At 66.1% G+C, this 15,432-nt stretch carries 17 protein-coding genes, 1 tRNA gene and 1 pseudogene; 4 read left to right on the top strand and 15 right to left on the bottom strand.

The genetic code is table 11. From position 1 onward, the window contains the following. Nucleotides 1-199 precede the first annotated feature (199 nt). The 3 genes and pseudogenes from WDM91_22280 to WDM91_22270 all read right to left on the bottom strand — a co-directional run bounded on the left by WDM91_22280 (nt 200) and on the right by WDM91_22270 (nt 2,585). Nucleotides 200-1,573, bottom strand: coding sequence for an RHS repeat-associated core domain-containing protein (locus tag WDM91_22280; protein MEI9997339.1), 1,374 nt, complete (start codon nt 1,571-1,573; stop codon nt 200-202). A gap of 369 nt (nt 1,574-1,942) precedes the next feature. Then, a pseudogene (locus WDM91_22275) lies at nt 1,943-2,014 on the bottom strand (hypothetical protein). A 421-nt stretch (nt 2,015-2,435) separates the two neighbouring features. Next, the gene (locus WDM91_22270; protein MEI9997338.1) at nt 2,436-2,585 is read right to left on the bottom strand and encodes a hypothetical protein; all 150 of its coding nucleotides are present in this window, start codon (nt 2,583-2,585) and stop codon (nt 2,436-2,438) included. A 274-nt stretch (nt 2,586-2,859) separates the two neighbouring features. Between WDM91_22270 and WDM91_22265 the strand changes: the two genes are divergently transcribed. From WDM91_22265 to WDM91_22255, 3 genes are all read left to right on the top strand, one after another. Then, nucleotides 2,860-3,186, top strand: coding sequence for a hypothetical protein (locus WDM91_22265; protein ID MEI9997337.1), 327 nt, complete (start codon nt 2,860-2,862; stop codon nt 3,184-3,186). Further along, nucleotides 3,168-3,740, top strand: coding sequence for a hypothetical protein (locus WDM91_22260; GenBank protein ID MEI9997336.1), 573 nt, complete (start codon nt 3,168-3,170; stop codon nt 3,738-3,740). The genes WDM91_22265 and WDM91_22260 overlap by 19 nt, the downstream gene beginning before the upstream one ends. 147 nt (nt 3,741-3,887) lie before the next feature. Beyond that, nucleotides 3,888-3,961, top strand: a tRNA-Arg gene (locus tag WDM91_22255). Nucleotides 3,962-4,027: 66 nt separating this feature from the next. Here WDM91_22255 and WDM91_22250 read toward each other — a convergent pair. Continuing rightward, complete coding sequence (locus WDM91_22250) at nt 4,028-4,384, bottom strand: hypothetical protein (protein MEI9997335.1); 357 nt, start codon at nt 4,382-4,384, stop codon at nt 4,028-4,030. Nucleotides 4,385-4,609: 225 nt separating this feature from the next. Between WDM91_22250 and WDM91_22245 the strand changes: the two genes are divergently transcribed. After that, nucleotides 4,610-4,960, top strand: a complete 351-nt coding sequence (locus WDM91_22245) for an FkbM family methyltransferase (GenBank protein ID MEI9997334.1) — start codon at nt 4,610-4,612, stop codon at nt 4,958-4,960. A 65-nt stretch (nt 4,961-5,025) separates the two neighbouring features. On the opposite strand, the gene WDM91_22240 is transcribed toward WDM91_22245, so the two are convergent. The 11 genes from WDM91_22240 to WDM91_22190 form a co-directional block, all read right to left on the bottom strand. After that, on the bottom strand, nt 5,026-5,790 hold the full coding sequence (locus tag WDM91_22240) for a hypothetical protein (protein ID MEI9997333.1): 765 nt from the start codon (nt 5,788-5,790) through the stop codon (nt 5,026-5,028). Then, on the bottom strand, nt 5,787-7,913 hold the full coding sequence (gene gspD / locus WDM91_22235) for a type II secretion system secretin GspD (protein MEI9997332.1): 2,127 nt from the start codon (nt 7,911-7,913) through the stop codon (nt 5,787-5,789). Before gspD ends, WDM91_22240 begins: the two co-directional genes overlap by 4 nt. Nucleotides 7,914-7,958: 45 nt before the next feature. Next, nucleotides 7,959-8,492, bottom strand: a complete 534-nt coding sequence (locus WDM91_22230; protein ID MEI9997331.1) for a hypothetical protein — start codon at nt 8,490-8,492, stop codon at nt 7,959-7,961. Continuing rightward, on the bottom strand, nt 8,489-9,061 hold the full coding sequence (gspM, locus tag WDM91_22225; GenBank protein ID MEI9997330.1) for a type II secretion system protein GspM: 573 nt from the start codon (nt 9,059-9,061) through the stop codon (nt 8,489-8,491). The genes WDM91_22230 and gspM overlap by 4 nt, the downstream gene beginning before the upstream one ends. Then, the gene (locus WDM91_22220; GenBank protein ID MEI9997329.1) at nt 9,058-10,158 is read right to left on the bottom strand and encodes a PilN domain-containing protein; all 1,101 of its coding nucleotides are present in this window, start codon (nt 10,156-10,158) and stop codon (nt 9,058-9,060) included. The genes gspM and WDM91_22220 overlap by 4 nt, the downstream gene beginning before the upstream one ends. Further along, nucleotides 10,155-10,781 carry a prepilin-type N-terminal cleavage/methylation domain-containing protein gene (locus WDM91_22215; GenBank protein ID MEI9997328.1) on the bottom strand — a complete coding sequence of 209 codons (627 nt, stop codon included), beginning with the start codon at nt 10,779-10,781 and terminating at the stop codon, nt 10,155-10,157. The genes WDM91_22220 and WDM91_22215 overlap by 4 nt, the downstream gene beginning before the upstream one ends. Further along, a complete protein-coding gene (locus WDM91_22210; GenBank protein ID MEI9997327.1) occupies nt 10,778-11,164 on the bottom strand; it encodes a type II secretion system protein in 387 nt (128 codons plus the stop codon). The genes WDM91_22215 and WDM91_22210 overlap by 4 nt, the downstream gene beginning before the upstream one ends. After that, nucleotides 11,161-11,571 carry a GspH/FimT family pseudopilin gene (locus tag WDM91_22205; GenBank protein ID MEI9997326.1) on the bottom strand — a complete coding sequence of 137 codons (411 nt, stop codon included), beginning with the start codon at nt 11,569-11,571 and terminating at the stop codon, nt 11,161-11,163. Before WDM91_22205 ends, WDM91_22210 begins: the two co-directional genes overlap by 4 nt. Continuing rightward, on the bottom strand, nt 11,568-12,779 hold the full coding sequence (locus WDM91_22200) for a type II secretion system F family protein (protein MEI9997325.1): 1,212 nt from the start codon (nt 12,777-12,779) through the stop codon (nt 11,568-11,570). Before WDM91_22200 ends, WDM91_22205 begins: the two co-directional genes overlap by 4 nt. Before the next feature lie 2 nt (nt 12,780-12,781). After that, nucleotides 12,782-14,506, bottom strand: a complete 1,725-nt coding sequence (gene gspE, locus WDM91_22195; GenBank protein ID MEI9997324.1) for a type II secretion system ATPase GspE — start codon at nt 14,504-14,506, stop codon at nt 12,782-12,784. Between the two features lie 112 nt (nt 14,507-14,618). Next, nucleotides 14,619-15,416, bottom strand: coding sequence for a hypothetical protein (locus tag WDM91_22190; GenBank protein ID MEI9997323.1), 798 nt, complete (start codon nt 15,414-15,416; stop codon nt 14,619-14,621). Nucleotides 15,417-15,432 lie beyond the last annotated feature (16 nt).

Here is a 15,432-nt window from a genome sequence, read left to right as displayed (position 1 = left end):
GCGCAAAGAGCGCAACGAGCACCCAAAACAAAATCGGATGACGTTCCTGTCTGATAATTGTCGGACCGGCCAATCGCATTTCATGCCGCCTGATCGCCAGAACAGGGATCGTCAGGACGATCACAGTGATTACTAAGCCTACAAGCCACATGTTATTTGCTGTTCTTAGGTTAGTCCGATAGCGCACACGTTCTGAGGGTCATTTTTTCGGGCTCTGTGCGGCAGGAACCGACTGTTGTGCGACAGGAGGCGATTGTGGCGGCTGCCCGCTCGCATTTCCGCAAGAGAACCAGCACGTCGGGCTCGTATAACTCTTCGAAATAGTAAAATCGAACGGAAGTCCGACACCTACGCTAAATGATCCGCCAGTTGGCGGTTGAGTTAAGTTGGGCGCATTTGCCTGTCCAGTAAACGGACCAGCGCCCGTTCGAACCTGCGAGGTCTCGCCCTGAAAAGTCTGCATCGACTGCGAAAGACCAAAAGTTATCCCTGCGCTCAGGCCGATACCGGTACCTGCTTCGCCGGTCAAATAGGTTCCAAACTGATGAGTGACCGTGTCGTAATAAACGCCGGCGCCACCCCCTCCACCTAAAATGTAGTACGCCTCGCCCGAGCCGCCGAGGGACAGTACGACCAGCCCGCTAGGATCAACATTATTGAGCGGATCATTTCCAACGTAGGCATAGAGATTCACCGCGCTGCCGGCCGGTCCCGCCGGGTCGGTCTGCAGGAACCGGCCCAGCGCCGGCGAGTACATCCGGGCACGGTAGTAATAGAGCCCGCTCGGCTGCGATGCGCTGCCCGCGGTCTCGCCGTCATGGCGCTGCGCCGTGTAACGGAAGCTGCCGGTCGTCACCGCCGTGTTCTCGCCATACGGGCTGTAGCCCGCGGCCGAGAACGCCGCTCCGGTGCCTGAGTCCAGTGCCGCAACGATCGAGCCCAGGCTGTCCGGGATCAGCGTCTGCCGCGTTCCCGCCGCCACGTTCATCTGGTTCAACGGCGCGTTCGAGCCCAGCCCATAGGCGTACCAGTTCCGCACCGCGCCCGTCGTGCCGTCATATTCCAGCACCTCGCGGTTGTCCGCGTCGGTCACATAGATGGTCTTGCCGCCCGCCAGCGTCTTGCCGCGACGCCGCCCCTGTGCGTCATAGCTGTAGCGCGCGACTGCGCTCGCGCCCTGAGCGATCCCGGTCAGGCGGTTCTCGGCGTCGTAGCTGTAGGCGAAGGTGCCATCGAAGGTGATATTGCCGTTGGCGTCATAGGTCGGCAGGACGGGCCCCACGGCGACATACTGATTCAGTGCATTCGACGCATAGCCCACCGATGAAGGCGTCGCCGCCGGGTAGGCGAACCAGTTGTTGTCGGTGGAGGTCTGCCGGTTGCGCCGGCTGTTGCCATCATAGCCGTTCGTCAGCGTCACGCTGGCCGCCGTCGGCGTGGTCTGCACCGGCGCGGGGTTCCAGCTGATGTTCGATGGATTGTTGAGGGCGTTGTAGGCGATGCTCGCCGCATAGCTCGCCGAGGGACCGGAGGGCGCCACGATCGCGGCGCTGTTGTCCGCAACACCGGTCATCCGGCTCAGGCGGTCATAGCTGTACCAGGTTGCCGGATTGACCGACGTCGTCGCCGAGCATGCCGTCGCCGTCGCCGCGATCGTCTTGGTGCAGCGCCGGTTGAGCGTGTCATAGGCATAGGCAAGCATATCGTTCTTGCGCGTCTTGCCAACCAGCACATTGCCGTCGGCGTCGTAGCTGAACGTCTCGGTCGTGGCGCTGCCGCCTATCGGGGCGGGGTAGGTCGTGGTGGCGATGCGATTGAAGCCGTCATAGGCGTAGGTCACCGAATGGAGGTTGGCGTCGGTCAGGCTGGAGACAGCGCCGTCGGGCGTATAGGCCATCTGCATCAGCGGGCCGGCCTGGATCGCAGGATTGAGTACCTGGTTCTTCCGGCTCATCGCGTCATAGGTGAAAACCGTCTGCACGCCGAGCGGATTGGTGATGCTCGCGAGCCGGTCGTCGGCATCGTAATATCGGAACGAAACGTTCCCGTTGAAGTCGGTCGTGCTCTCGACGTCGAAGTTGTATCAGTGCGCGAAAAATCTGCGCGCCGGCGAGCAGGTCATCCTGTCGCTCAGCAGGCGCGCGTTTTGCTGTTGCGAATGCGGACAAGTGCATGCACGAATTTCATGCCCTCACTGTCGATGTTAGGCGCGGCCTTAGGAAGGGATGGCGGCGCCGTCAACGGCCGCATTGAGATACTTTCGTATCTCAGCAGGTCTTCAAAAAAGTAAGCGACAAGCACCTTCAGTTCGACCGCCAGGGCAAACAAGCGACCAGTGCCGATGCGGCTCTCAAAGCTCGAGCAACTGGCGTTGCGATACGGACTTTGGCGGCGCCCAAGGCTAGAAGAACCCCAACCATCAATACTTAGACAGCCTATTGCCGAAGCCCTGAGCCGGGCGCACGACGAATTTGGGACGCCCGGCACAATGGGAAGCCAAGTTCGAGACGAATTTTCGTGGCGATCCTGCTGTCAATTGTTATGCCGTTCAGCACGGCGTGATCGTTGCTTTCGATCGAATTCATGTCCCAATCCGGACATAGGACAAGCGATGGACAGAGAAAATTTGCTCAAAACCATCACGAAGACGGGCCACAACGTCGGCTTCGGCGCGTGCAGAAGGCACCGGGATTTACAGGCTTTGTCGGAATTGCTGTTGGCACTGCGGATAGTGTTCAATGTGAATGAGGCAGTGACCCCTACGTATCAAAGACCGACCACTTCGGATATTGACTTTCCATTGTACGTTCTCGTGATAAACTTGGTTCTTGTTTAGCTATCCTAAGTCTAGAGGGCGTCGTGGGCGGATGGGGTTTTTGGGAATGGCTAGCGTATACGTTTATCGCTATCGCCGCGGTCGTTCCTGCCGTCTCAATGGCATTGAAGAACGAGGCCGAGCTAAACGCACGCCTGCGCTATTTTCTTCAAAGCAAATTCTGGACGTATGTTCCCGCCACTTTTCTGGTACTTAGCGCCGCAATTGTCGTTGCAAATCAGTTGGGATGGACCGCCTCAACCCCACCAAAACCTTATACGGATCGCGTCAGACAAATCGCAGCAGGCGACAGTGCAAAGTATCTCGCTCAGATACGTGACCTAGAACAGAATTGGCTGCGGCGCGACTGAACGCGCAACCCACAGCCGCAGGAAATGCGCAACTACACGAGCTGGCGGAAAAACTGGCTGCGGCGCAATCGAACGTGACCGCCCTGACATCCGAAAATTTGCGACTGTCCGCCCAATTGCGGGTCCAGAAGCATCAGGCGCAAATGCCTCCGCGCCAAGGAAAGGGAGACGACACCCAAAACATAACGGATACTGCGGAGACCCCGTTTCCAACCGCCGGCACGAAAGACAAATTCGTCTCCGCATTGCGGGAATCGAAACCACCAAAGGAATTTCATATATACTGCTTTCCGCAGTACCCGAAAAGTTGTGAGTACGCGCGCAATCTCCTCGATGCCATCCGGCTCGCAGGTTGGCCCAATAGTGGTGTGGTGGAAAACGGGCCATATTACGCGTATTCGAGCGGTTCAGCCATCACGGCTTTTTCAATCGACTATCCTGGCGTCGCGAGCCTTCAGCAAGCCATGACATTGCTTGGAATGCCCATTCCGCCATTCAATTCGGTTATGTATGACAGCGGAATTGTCAGCCTCTACATCGGTCCTCGCCAATGACGGACAAAGCGGCCGATGAACTCTCCAGCCCCTCGGCGATGCCGTTTCGGATTCCGGCCTCCGGCGGTTCGATTGTTCCCGATGGACTGTTCGGTCTCTGGATTGCGCATAACGACTTGTGGCATACCATCGCCTGCCGACACGCATGACCCCGTAGCTCAGTAGGATAGAGCACAAATTTCCTAAATTTGGGGCCGCTGGTTCGAATCCAGCCGGGGTCACGCGTCGGAGATGATGTCGAGATAAGCTTCTATCGACATCAGATTTGGTCCTCTGCTACCAATGTTTTAGACGATGCGCGACAACGGTTTCCTGAGCGCGGGGCCGCTGGTTCGAATCCAGCCGGGATCGCGTGTCGCCGGCGTCGAGCCCTGCTTCTCTCGATAGCAAGTGGTGCGAAAGGGCGACAGGCGATGCTTTCGAATTTCATGCGCAGGATTGTGCGCAGGATTAGGAAGGTCTTTTTTCGGCCCCGCATCGCCGTGAGGCGCGTTCCGTTGACCCGGATGGGAAAAGCCTATGGCGGCTGGGAATTCATCGACCATCCGGCGCTTCACGGTGCAACCATCATCTCCGCCGGTCTCGGCGAGGACGCAAGTTTCGATGTCGAATTCGCCTCCCGGTATCGCGGGAAAAATTCTCATCGTCGATCCGACCCCGCGCGCGATCTCGCATTTCGGCGCGCTGCTGCAAAGGCTCGGGAAGAAGGCCGAAATGGCATACGCTTCGACCGGAAAAGAACCGGCCGCAGCCTATGATCTGGCTGGGCTTGGAGCCGACAATTTCGAACTCATCCCCAAGGCGCTCCGGTCGTCGGAGACGACGGTCAAGTTTTTCCGCCCCGGAACCCGGCTCATGTCAGCCACTCCATCACGAACTTCCAGGGCGGTTATTCCCAGGAAGCGCCGCACATCGAAGTTCCGACGATCACCCTTCCCGATATGCTCAAGCAGCGCCGGATCGCCCATTTGGAGCTCATCAAGCTCGACATCGAGGGCGCCGAAATCCCCGTCCTCTACAACATGCTCGAGAACGGCATATTCCCCAGCCAGATCCTGGTCGAATTCGACGAACTGCTCATGCTGACGCGGCATTCGAAAGAGGCCTGCGAGGCCTGCGATGCCGCCCTGCGCAAGAACGGATATGCCTGCGTCTATTGGAACGGCGGGTCAAATTTCGCCTATGCGCGCAAGGCGCTGCTGGACCCGGCAGGCGGCTGACCCGATCGGGCCGTCCCGCCGCGAAGGCCCCCGCTTGCCATCCGGTCGGCGTCCGGCGCCTCGCGCTACCGCCAGTCCAGCATCCAATAAGGCCGCCGCGGATCGCCCGTCAGAAGCACCACCGCCTCGCGGGAGAACCGCACCGGACCGCGCGTCACGGTGGCGACGATCGTGAAGGCATGACCGCGCGCCGCGACGCTCGCGACGCGGTGCGCGATCATCTGGTCGGCGGCTTGCGGCGTGACGCCGGGAATTGCGGCGATCACCAGGCGCGATGCGTAGCGCATGTCGAAGCTCGCCCGGTGCGAATAGACCGTCAGGCCCGGCGCGAGGCGCGCGACCAGCGCCGGAGTCATACCCGGCACCAGGGCGAGTTCGGCGACGGACTGGAACGGCCGCCCCGCGCCTTCGTCGCCGCCGCTCTTCGGCGTGCGCCAGGCGATCACGCGGTCCACCACGGCGTCGGCATCGGCGATGCCCGATATCCGGAAATAATTCCGCAGCAGCTCCGACCCAGCGGCGTTGAGATCGATCCGCCCCGCTTCGTCCTGCACCGACAGGGTCGTCGTCGTATCGCCGGTGGTGGAGCTCCGCGCGTTGCCGTCGAGCGGCGGCAGGCCTTTCGGGTCGGGATCGAACAGCGACAGCACTGCGCCCTGAACCGCCGAATCCGCCGCGCTCTGCACCACAAGCTGCGCCCACGCATTGCGCGTGACATGGGCCCGCGTCATCGACGTGGCGAGCATCGCGCCGGCGATCAGCGACAGCGCCGCGATGCCCCACAGCACCACGATCAGGGCCAGGCCGCGTTCGCCCTGCCGGCCCGTCATCGGGCGGCGCGCAGCAGCGGCTCGATCGAAGGGAACTTCTGCCGCAATTCTTCCGTCACCGCGCGCGCCGCTTCGAGATTCTCCACCACATGCGGCGTGATGAGGATCATCAGCTCGGTGCGGTCGGTGTTGTCCTGCTTGGTGCCGAACAGGCCGCCCAGCACGGGGATCGCCGAGAGGAACGGGATGCCGCTGCTGCCCTTGGTGCGGCTGTTGCTGATCAGCCCGCCCAGCGCCACGGTCTCATTGTCGTGCACCGCGACCGTGCTGGTCACCCGCCGCTGCGCGAAGGTCGGCGAGCCCAACGTGCCGGTCTGGTCTGCGGCCGGCGCGACATTGCTCACCTCCTGGATCACGTCGAGCGTCACCAGCCCGCTCTTGTTCACGCTCGGCGTCACTTTGAGGATCACGCCGGTCGCACGGTACTCGATGCTGTTGACGATCGGCGCACCGGCCGAGCTCACGCTCACCGCCTGCCCGGTCGAAACCGGCACCTGGTTGCCGACCTGCAGCGACGCCGTGCCGTTGTTCAGCACCATCACGTTCGGCGACGACACCACCTCGACCCGCGTCACCTGCGACAGCGCGCTGAGGATGACCTGAATGTTGGTGCCCTGGGTGAAGATATACGAGAAGCCTGGCAGCGCCGGCGTGATGTTCGCGCTGTTGCCGTTCGACAGCACGAACTCATGCTTGTTGCTGGGCTTGTAGAAATACTGCACGCCATATTCCAGGCCGTCGTTCAGCGTCACTTCCGCGATCACCGCCTCGAGCTGGATCTGCACCGGCGCGACGTCCATGTGATGCAGCGCGTCGGCGATCACCGCATATTGTTGCGGCGTACCGTAAATCAGCAGCGCATTGTTCGCCTTGTCGACCGTGATCGTCGCCGAGGCCGCGGACGCGTCGGGCGAGGTCGAGATGTCGGTGTCCGATGCCGCCGCATTGGCCGGCGCCGGCGTCTCCGTTCCGGCGGCCGGGGGACCGGTCGGCGCCGCCGGATCCATCGGGTTGTCGCCGAGACCGACACTGCGGTCGCTCGCCGGGCTGGGCGATTTGTATTTCGCGCCATAGATCGAGCGGTTCAGCGCATCGGCAAGATCCGCGGCACGGCTGTTCTGCACCGCATAGAAGAATAGACGGCGGTCGTATCCCCTGCCCGGCTGGTCCAGCCGCTCGACCCATTGCTGGAGCTGCGCGAGATAGCGCGGCTGCGACGAGATCGCGAGCACCGCGTTCAGCCGCTGGATCGGGACCAGCCGGACGAAATCCTTGAGCACCGCATGCTCGCCGCCGAGGATCTCGTTCATCTCCCGCGTCAGCGACATGACGTCGGTATATTTCGGCGTCAGCAGCGCGAAGGACATCTTGGAGAGCCAGTCGACGTCGAACAGGCCGATCTCCTCGACCATCGCGGCCCGCTCGGCCTCCGAGCCCTGGATCACCAGCACATTGCGCGTGCCGTCGGCATAGACCACGGCCTGGCTCGGGACCAGCGGCTCCAGCAGATGCTGCATCTGCGCCGCGCCGATATATTTCAGCGGCACGATCTGTACGCCGAAACCGGGCTCGCCGCTCGGCTGGCGCGCGGTGATGATCGCCCCGCCCTGCTTGCGCGCATCGGCCAGCGGAATGATGTTGTAGACGCTCGCCTGCTTGACCAGCGCCAGGCCGTTGAGCTGCAGCGCCTGTTCCAGCACGGCGAGTGCGTCGGCTTTCGCCACCGGACGGCTGGTCTGGATCGTCACCGTGCCCGTGACGTTCGCGCCGACCGCGTAATTGAGCCCGAGGAAATCGCCGAGCACCGCGCGCGCGACGTCGCGCACATCCGCATCGACGAAATTGAGCGTGATGCCGCCATCGTCCGCGACCCCCGACGACGACTGGTGACGATCCAGCGGGGCCAGCGAGGTCGGCGGCGGCGGCAGGACCGGGGCGACGGCCGCAGGACCGGCGGCAGGATTGGGGATCACCTTGCCGTCGGGGCTGATCAGGCGCGGCACCGGGCGCGGCACGATCTTGCCGTCCGGGCCGACATAGTCGCCGGGCCGCGGCAGCGTCTGGCCGGCCGCGCCCGCGGCCGTGCCCAGGCACAGCAGCAGGCACAGCAATGGCCGCCTCAATCTCAACGCCCCGAACATCTCGCTACCCTTCCGAAGCCATTATATCTAATTGTCCGGCTTTCCGTCCGGCCTGCCGGCCGCGTCCGGTGCCGCCGCGCGGCGCAGCGGCGGCTGCGGCAGTCCGGCCGCCGCCCGCATCTTCACCGTGAATTCGCGCCCGCCACCCCGCAATACCACAAGTCCGCTCTCGATCCGCACCAGCTGCCAGCCGTCGATCGCCTGCCCGATATGGGCGCTGATCGCCGGTCCGCCTTCGGCTCTTTTGAGCAGCGCAATCGCATTCCCGCCGCCGACCGCCACCCCGATCAGCGTCAGCGCCGGCGGTGCGTCGCCGGGCGCCCCCGCCTGGGCCGGTTCGGCGACGGGCTGGCGCGCCGGATCGAACAGGGTACGGTCGTTTGTGATCGCGAATTGATCCTCCGCAGGCGGAACGAAAGCCGTCAGCGTCACCGGCGCGACCGGGGCAAGGGCGACGGGCAGCTCCGCGACCGGCGTCACCGGCGCCACCGCCTGATAGAAGACGGCGCCGCCGAGGCCCAGGGCGGTCACCGCCAGGCCCGCAGGAAGCCAGGCCCTCATGACGCCTCCAGCCGGCGATAGCCGTGCACGGTCCACTGCACATGGACATTGCCGGGCGCTCCGGCACCGACGCCGCCATAGAGCTCCGGCCGGACATCGATGTCGTCGACGAAAAGATAGGGCGCCTGCGTCTCGAGCGCATAGGTGACCGCCTTCAGGCTGCCGAGCGGCAGCGACAGCTCGTATTGGACGACGATCTTCTCGACGCCGTCGGCTGTCGTGGACTTCAGCGTCTGGGCGCTGCGCATCTGCCCGCCATGCTGTTCGATCAGCGCCTTCACCACGCTCTGCATGCCGGCCGCGGCGAGAGCCGAATTGCTTCCGGGCAACAGCGCGCCGATCTCCGCCTCCTGCCGCCTGACCGCCTCGAAGGTCGCCTTCAGCCGTGGCCGCGACGCGATCCGGGCGCGATAGACCGCGAGGTCCTCCTGCGCCTGTGCCGTCTCGTCGTCCTGCGCGGCGAACATCTCGGCCACCGGCATCAGCACCGCGAAGCCCAGCAGCACGACGATGGCGGCGAGGATGACGAGCGCCCAACCCCGGCCTTGGTGCGGCGACGGCGCGCTCATCTCGCCCCCCTACGCAGCCGGACGGCGAGATCGAACTGATCGAGACCGGAGCCCTGTGCCTGGGTCAGCGGCGCGCGGAATTCCGCGCCGGTGAACAGCGGCGAAGCGTCGAACAGCGCGATCAGCGACGATGCGGCGTTGGAAAAACCCTGGATGCGCACTTCGCCGTCGCGATAGGCGAAGACGGTAAGCCAGCTGCCATCGGGCAGCAGCTGCGTCGTCTCCGCCAGCATGCGACTCACGCTTGGCCGCTGCTTTTCCTGCAGCAGGAGCGCAGCGCGCCGGCGGGCCGCGGCGATCTGATGCTCCAGCAGCAGCGAGCCTCGCGCCGCACTCCGCGCCTCATCGCGCTGCATGGAAAAATCGTCGAGCGCCGCCTGGTTGCGGCCATAGGCGCCGGCCGCCACCGCCAGCAGCAGCACCGCGATCAGCAGCAGCAGGCCCGGCACCAGCCGGCGGCGCAGGCGCAGCGCCAGCGAGGCGCGCGGCACCACCGGAAAATCCCCGCCATCGGGCGGCGCGGCATCGCCGATGAAGGCGATCACCGCAAGCTCGACCCCGGCTTGGCGGCAGATTTCGAGCGCCGCTTCGACGCTGCGCCGCCGCACGATCCGCCACTCGATGTCGATCCGCGCCGCGCGGCGGTCCGTCCGCAGCACGCGATAGTCGTGATAGACCTCGCCCGGCTCCAGTGGGCTCTGCCGTTCCAGCTCGATGTCCAACAGGCTCGCGAGATTGCCGCGTGCCGCCAGCGGCAGCGAGAGATTGCGCCGCAGCGCCGTCCCATCCGGCAGGCGCAGCGCGAAGGAGTCCCGCAGCAGGCGCGGCCCCGCAAGATAGGGCGCCAGCGCAGCCCGGAGGCTTGCGGCGCCGAATTGCGGGCGCGGGATGCGGGCGATCTCCGAGACGTCGTCGGCCGCGAAGCGCCGCAGCACGACGGCCTCGCTTTCCAGATCGATCGCGACGATCGCCACGCCGCTCGCCATCTGTCGGCGCAGACCGTCCGGCAACAGCGCCGCGATCTCGTCGCGCCACCACTGCCATCCGGCCCGCAGCATGCCCAGCCATTGCGCGGCGCGCGCCCCCTCCGCGCTCATGGGCGGCCCTCACAGCGTTGCGCGGCATAATCGTAGACACAGGCGGAATCCACGTCGATCCGGGGCGCCACGACGAGATCCGGCCACACGCGGCGATCGCCCTTGCGGAACGCCACCTGGAGACGCACCAGGCGCGGCAACGTCTTCGCATCGCGCCAGCTCGCACTCCAGCGCACGCCGTCGAAATAGGAGAAGCGGAGCGCCGCGACGTTGCGCAACAGCGGCGCCGACCATGCAGCGCCGTCAGGCGCCGCATGCAGCACGAGCTGCAACATCCCGCCGTCGGGTTCGCCGGCGATGGTCACGAGAACGCGCGCCGCGCTGTCGCCCGCCGCCTGCGGCACGGGCCCGATGAACGCGACGCGGCTTTCGTCGCCCTCGAAATCGAGCACGGGATGCAGCGGATCGGCAGCGTCGTAGCGCGGATAGGCCTGCTCGATCTCGCGCCGCAGGATGTCTTGCACCAGCCGCAGCTCGTCCATCCCCTCGCCATGCGCCTGCGCCCCATCCCAGGCCCGCACCCCGAATTGCAGGCCGCCGAACAGCACCAGCACCAGCAGCGACAGCAGGGTGATCGTCACCAGCAATTCGATCAGCGTGAACCCTGCCTCGCTCCGCCTCATTGGGCGCCCGCTTTCGGAATCACCCGCAGGGTGGCGAGCGTGCGGTGCTCGGTCTCGCCCGCCTCGCGCCACGACACCGTCGCCGCGATCGTCACCGCCTGCACCGGCCAGTTCGCGCCGACGACGTAAGGCTCGACCTGCACCCGCCACGAAAACCCGTCGGCGAAACGTCCGTCCGAGACGCCCGGCGCCGGCGTGCCGGCCTGCGCCTGGGTCAGCAGCGACTGCACCCGCGCCATCGCAAGCGTCTCGTCGCGCGCCCGATGGGCGCGGTCGAGATTGTCGGAGATCACCTTGAACAGCACCGCGGTCGACAGCCCGACGATCGCCAGCGCCACCAGCGCCTCGATCAGCGTAAAGCCGGCCTCGCCATCCCGTCTCATTCGACACCGACTTGGCCGGCGGGCCAGCGCACGGTGACGCGATGCTTCGCCGTGCCGCTCGATACCGTGACGATCCCGCCACTGCTGCTGCCGTCGGGATAGAACACGATCTCGTCAGGCCGCGGCCCGCGGAATGCCAGCGCGATCCCCTTGGGCAGCGCGCGCGGGGCACCGCCCGGCAACGCATAGCGTCCCGTCGCCGGGTCGAGCACGACATGCTCCTCGGCGCCGCGATCGATCGCCTGCTCGCGTGCCGCGACGAGATCCAGCGCCAGGCGTCGCGCCGCGGCCTTGCTCTCCAGGCCGGGCCGCGACGCGGGCAGCAGCGGCACCGCGATGGCCGCAAGCAATCCCATGATCGCGAGCACGACCAGCAACTCCACCAGCGTGTAGCCCGCCTGTCTCATGTCGCCAGATCGTTGATGCTGAGGATGGCAAGCAGGATCGAGGCGATCAGCCCCGCCACCACGAGGCCCATCACCACGGTGAGCACCGGAACGAGCAGCGCCAGCAGGCGGTCGACCGCATGCTTGACCTCATGCTCGTAGAGCTCCGCCTGCTTGAGCAGCATGTCCTCCAGCGTGCCCGTCTCCTCGCCCACCCGCACCAGATCGAGCATCAGCGGCGGAAAGACACCGGTCTGGCGCAGCCGCGCCGCCAGGGGATCGCCTTCCTTGAGCCGTGCCGCCGTCTCGCCCACCGCCGCGGCGATGACGGAATTGGTCAGCGTGTCGCGCGCCAGCAGAAGCGCCTGCGGCAGCGCCACCCCGCTGGTCAGCAGGGTGCCGAGCATCCGGCTGAAACGCTCCACCTGCGTTTTCAGCGCGAGGTCGCCGATCACGGGCAGTCGCAGCAGCATCCGGTCGCGCGCGCGGCGGAAGTCCGGCGCCGCCGCGGCGCGCCGCAGCAGCAGGACCAGCAGCGCCGCCGCGATCGCGATCAGCCACCAATAGGCCGAAAGGAACGCCCCGATCGCGAGCGCCACCGCCGTCGGCCAGGGCAGCGGCTTGCCCGATTGCTGGAACAGCGGCGCGAATTCCGGCAGCACATAGGTCATCACGAACACGGCAGACAGCATTCCGGTGCACAGCAGCACCAGCGGATAGATCAGCGCCGAGACCACCGCTTCGCGCACCGCATTGGCGCGCGCGAGATAGTCGCTGAGCCGCTTGAGCGTGACCTCGAGGTTGCCGCCATGCTCGCCGGCCCGCACCATCGTGACATAGGATTTCGCGAATACGCCCGTCGCCTCGAACGCCTCGGCAAGGCTCGCGCCGTCGCGCACCGAGGCCATCACCGCCTTCAGCGGCGCGCGCAGCACCCGCGTCTCCTCGAGCTCCGCCAGGATCGCCAGCGCCCGGTCGAGCGGCAGCCGCGCACCGAGCAGCGCCGCCAGCTCCTGCGTCGCGAAGGAGATCGCGGTCGCGGAAGGCTTCGGAATCCGCGCCGATGGCAGCAGCGCGCGCCAGCCTCCCGCGCCCGCCCGTGCCGCGGTCAACGGCAGATGGCCCAGGCCGCGGATCTGCGCGATGGCCTCGGCCTCCGAGGCCGCGTCCAGCGTTCCGGTCGTGAGCGTCCCCGCCGCCGTCACCGCCCTGTACCGGAAGCTCGCCATCGTCAACCCAGGCGCGTCGCGCGCAGGACTTCTTCGACGCTGGTCACGCCCTCCAGCGCCTTCTTCATGCCGTGCTGGTACATGCTGCGCATCCCGCCCTGCGCCGCCGCCCGCGCGATGGCGCCGGTGTCGGCGTGGCCGAGGATGAGCTGGCGCAGCGTGTTGTCCATCGCCAGCACCTCGACGATCGAGCTGCGACCGAAATAGCCCGTGCCGCCGCATTGTGCACAGCCACTGGCGCGGTACAGGACGTGCGGCCGTCCGTCGGCGCGGGGTGCGATCTCCATCCGCGCGGTGAACTCCGGCAGCGCGTCGTAAGGCTCGCGGCAGTGCACGCACAGCACGCGCACCAGGCGCTGCGCCACCACGCCGTTGATCGTCGAGCTCAGCAGGAAGTCCTCCACACCCATGTCGAGCAGCCGCGTGATGGCGCTGGCCGCGTCGTTGGTGTGCAGGGTCGAGAGGATGACATGGCCGGTCAGCGCCGCCTGCACCGCGACCTGCGCGGTCTCGAGGTCGCGGATCTCGCCCACCATCATCACATCGGGATCCTGGCGCAGGAAGGAACGCAGTGCATTGGCGAAGGTCAGGCCGATCTGCGGCTTGACCTGGGTCTGGTTGACGCCGCCGAGCTGGTATTCGACCGGATCCTCGATGGTGAGGATCTTGCGCTGCCGCGTGTTGAGCTCCAGCAGGCCGGTATAGAGCGTCGTCGTCTTGCCGCTGCCGGTCGGCCCGGTGACCAGGAGGATGCCGAAGGGCCGCCCCAGAAGATCGCGGATCGCCGGGATGACGTCGTCGTCGAAGCCCAGCGCCTCGAAGTCGAGCTTGAGGCTGCCGCGGTCCAGGATGCGCAGCACCACGCTTTCGCCATGGATGGTCGGCACCACCGAGACGCGGAAGTCGACGTCCTTGCCGCGCACCGCGAAGCGGATGCGGCCGTCCTGTGCCAGCCGCCGCTCGGCAATGTTGAGCGACGCCATGATCTTCAGCCGCGAGACGATGGCGGCCGACAGCCGCGCCGGCGGCGGCTCGACGTCCAGCAGCACGCCGTCGATGCGGTAGCGCACCAGCAGCTCGCCGTTCATCGGCTCGATATGGATGTCCGAGGCGCGCGCTTCGACCGCGCGCCCGATCAGGAGGTTCACCAGCCGGATCACCGGCGCTTCGCTGGCGCTGTCCTTGATGCGCTCGACGTCCTCTTCCGCCGCGGCCTCGCCGCCGGCCTGGGCGCCGTCCGCGATATGGGCGATCTCGGAACGGCCGCCACCATAGAGCCGCTCGAACGCCGCCTCGAAATCCGCGGGATAGGCGACGAACCGCAGGACCGGCTTGTCCGCCGCGAACGCCGCCGCTTCCGCCGCATAGTCGTTGAGCGGATCGACCATCGCGATCACCAGCCCTTCCTCGCGATCGGCCAGCGGCAGGACCTGAGCCTCCTTGAGGAATTTCACGCTCAGGCGGTCGTCGAGCACCGGCAGTTCGGGATAATCCTCGACCGCCGCCAGCGGCAGGTCGAGCAGCGCGCCGAACGCCTCGGCGATGTCGCGCTCCGATACCAGGCCGAGCTGCGCCAGGACGCGCTCGAAGCGCTCTCCGCTCTCGGCGCACATCCGCGTCGCACGGTCGAGCCCGCCCTGGCTGAGCTTGCCCCCTTCCAGCAGGCGGCGCGCCAGCGCTTCGCGGGCGGGATGCTCCGCCGCAAATGTCTCAAGCTGCGCGACCATGGCCTCTTCCCAACTCGACGCCCTTGTTCCGGACATTTCAAACCCGGCGCCCGTCGGGACGCCGGCTTCGACTCTATCCGAATTTCTGCGCGGCGCCGAAACGGCGCGGCGGTCAGGCGCGCTCCCAGACCGCCGTATAGAACGGCCGTCCGGCGGCGACATAGCCGCTCGCATCCTTGAGGCTGAAGCCTGCCGCGAGCAGAGCGCGCGACTGCGCCGGGAACTTTGCGGCGGGGACGGCGTGCTGCGCGTCGAAGGCGGCGCCGTCCCGGACGAACACCGCCGCGAACCGCGCCTGGCCCCCCGGGGCATAGCCCGCGATCTGCCGCGGCCGATAGCCCTCCGCGCCCAGCGCCATGCGCTGTGCCTTGTATCCGGCGGCCGTAAGACCTGCGAATACGCGCTGTGGCGCCCGGCTCTTGTCCCAGATGGCCGCGAAGCGAGGCCCGTCCACCGTCGCGCAAGCGTCGACATGGGCGACCGTCAGCCCAGCTGCGGCGTGGATGGCCATGGCGCTTTCAAATTCGCCTAGCGTCATGCCGTTTTCCACCTGCGCGGGCGCCTGGTGGCCCGATTGCCAGATCGCCGTGTGGCGTACGCCCTGCGCCGTCTGGAACGCGTTGATCCGGCGCAGGCCGAAACCGCTCGCTTGATAGGTCTGCGTCGCGGCGCGGAGGCGCTCTCCGTCCATTCCGCCGGTTGCGAACCAGGCCCCGGACGTGCTCGCGAAGGTCAGCGCGACACTGTGGCTTTGATCGCCCGACTCGTCCTGATGGATCAGCAAGGTCTGGACACGCTGCGTCGCACCCGCGCCTCGAGGTTCATAGGCCAGGGCGCCGGCGGCGGACGTCGTCGCGAGTGCCGCCGTGGCGGCTGCGGTGGCCAGGGTCGACCGGCGCGAAATCAGCATGGGATCCCCCTTTTAT

Origin of the sequence: Rhizomicrobium sp. (genome assembly GCA_037200385.1) — a bacterium.
Lineage (GTDB): Bacteria > Pseudomonadota > Alphaproteobacteria > Micropepsales > Micropepsaceae > Rhizomicrobium.
This window is presented reverse-complemented; position numbering and strand designations above follow the sequence as displayed.

Coding starts and splice junctions, on each gene's coding strand:
- WDM91_22200 (MEI9997325.1), bottom strand. CDS start 12,779: ATGGCGAGCTTCCGGTACAGGGCGGTGACGGCGGCGGGGACGCTCACG.
- WDM91_22280 (MEI9997339.1), bottom strand. CDS start 1,573: ATGACCGGTGTTGCGGACAACAGCGCCGCGATCGTGGCGCCCTCCGGT.
- WDM91_22205 (MEI9997326.1), bottom strand. CDS start 11,571: ATGAGACAGGCGGGCTACACGCTGGTGGAGTTGCTGGTCGTGCTCGCG.
- WDM91_22230 (MEI9997331.1), bottom strand. CDS start 8,492: ATGAGGGCCTGGCTTCCTGCGGGCCTGGCGGTGACCGCCCTGGGCCTC.
- gspE (MEI9997324.1), bottom strand. CDS start 14,506: ATGGTCGCGCAGCTTGAGACATTTGCGGCGGAGCATCCCGCCCGCGAA.
- WDM91_22215 (MEI9997328.1), bottom strand. CDS start 10,781: ATGAGGCGGAGCGAGGCAGGGTTCACGCTGATCGAATTGCTGGTGACG.
- WDM91_22240 (MEI9997333.1), bottom strand. CDS start 5,790: ATGACGGGCCGGCAGGGCGAACGCGGCCTGGCCCTGATCGTGGTGCTG.
- WDM91_22190 (MEI9997323.1), bottom strand. CDS start 15,416: ATGCTGATTTCGCGCCGGTCGACCCTGGCCACCGCAGCCGCCACGGCG.
- WDM91_22250 (MEI9997335.1), bottom strand. CDS start 4,384: ATGAGAATTTTTCCCGCGATACCGGGAGGCGAATTCGACATCGAAACT.
- WDM91_22270 (MEI9997338.1), bottom strand. CDS start 2,585: ATGAATTCGATCGAAAGCAACGATCACGCCGTGCTGAACGGCATAACA.
- WDM91_22220 (MEI9997329.1), bottom strand. CDS start 10,158: ATGAGCGCGGAGGGGGCGCGCGCCGCGCAATGGCTGGGCATGCTGCGG.
- WDM91_22210 (MEI9997327.1), bottom strand. CDS start 11,164: ATGAGACGGGATGGCGAGGCCGGCTTTACGCTGATCGAGGCGCTGGTG.
- gspM (MEI9997330.1), bottom strand. CDS start 9,061: ATGAGCGCGCCGTCGCCGCACCAAGGCCGGGGTTGGGCGCTCGTCATC.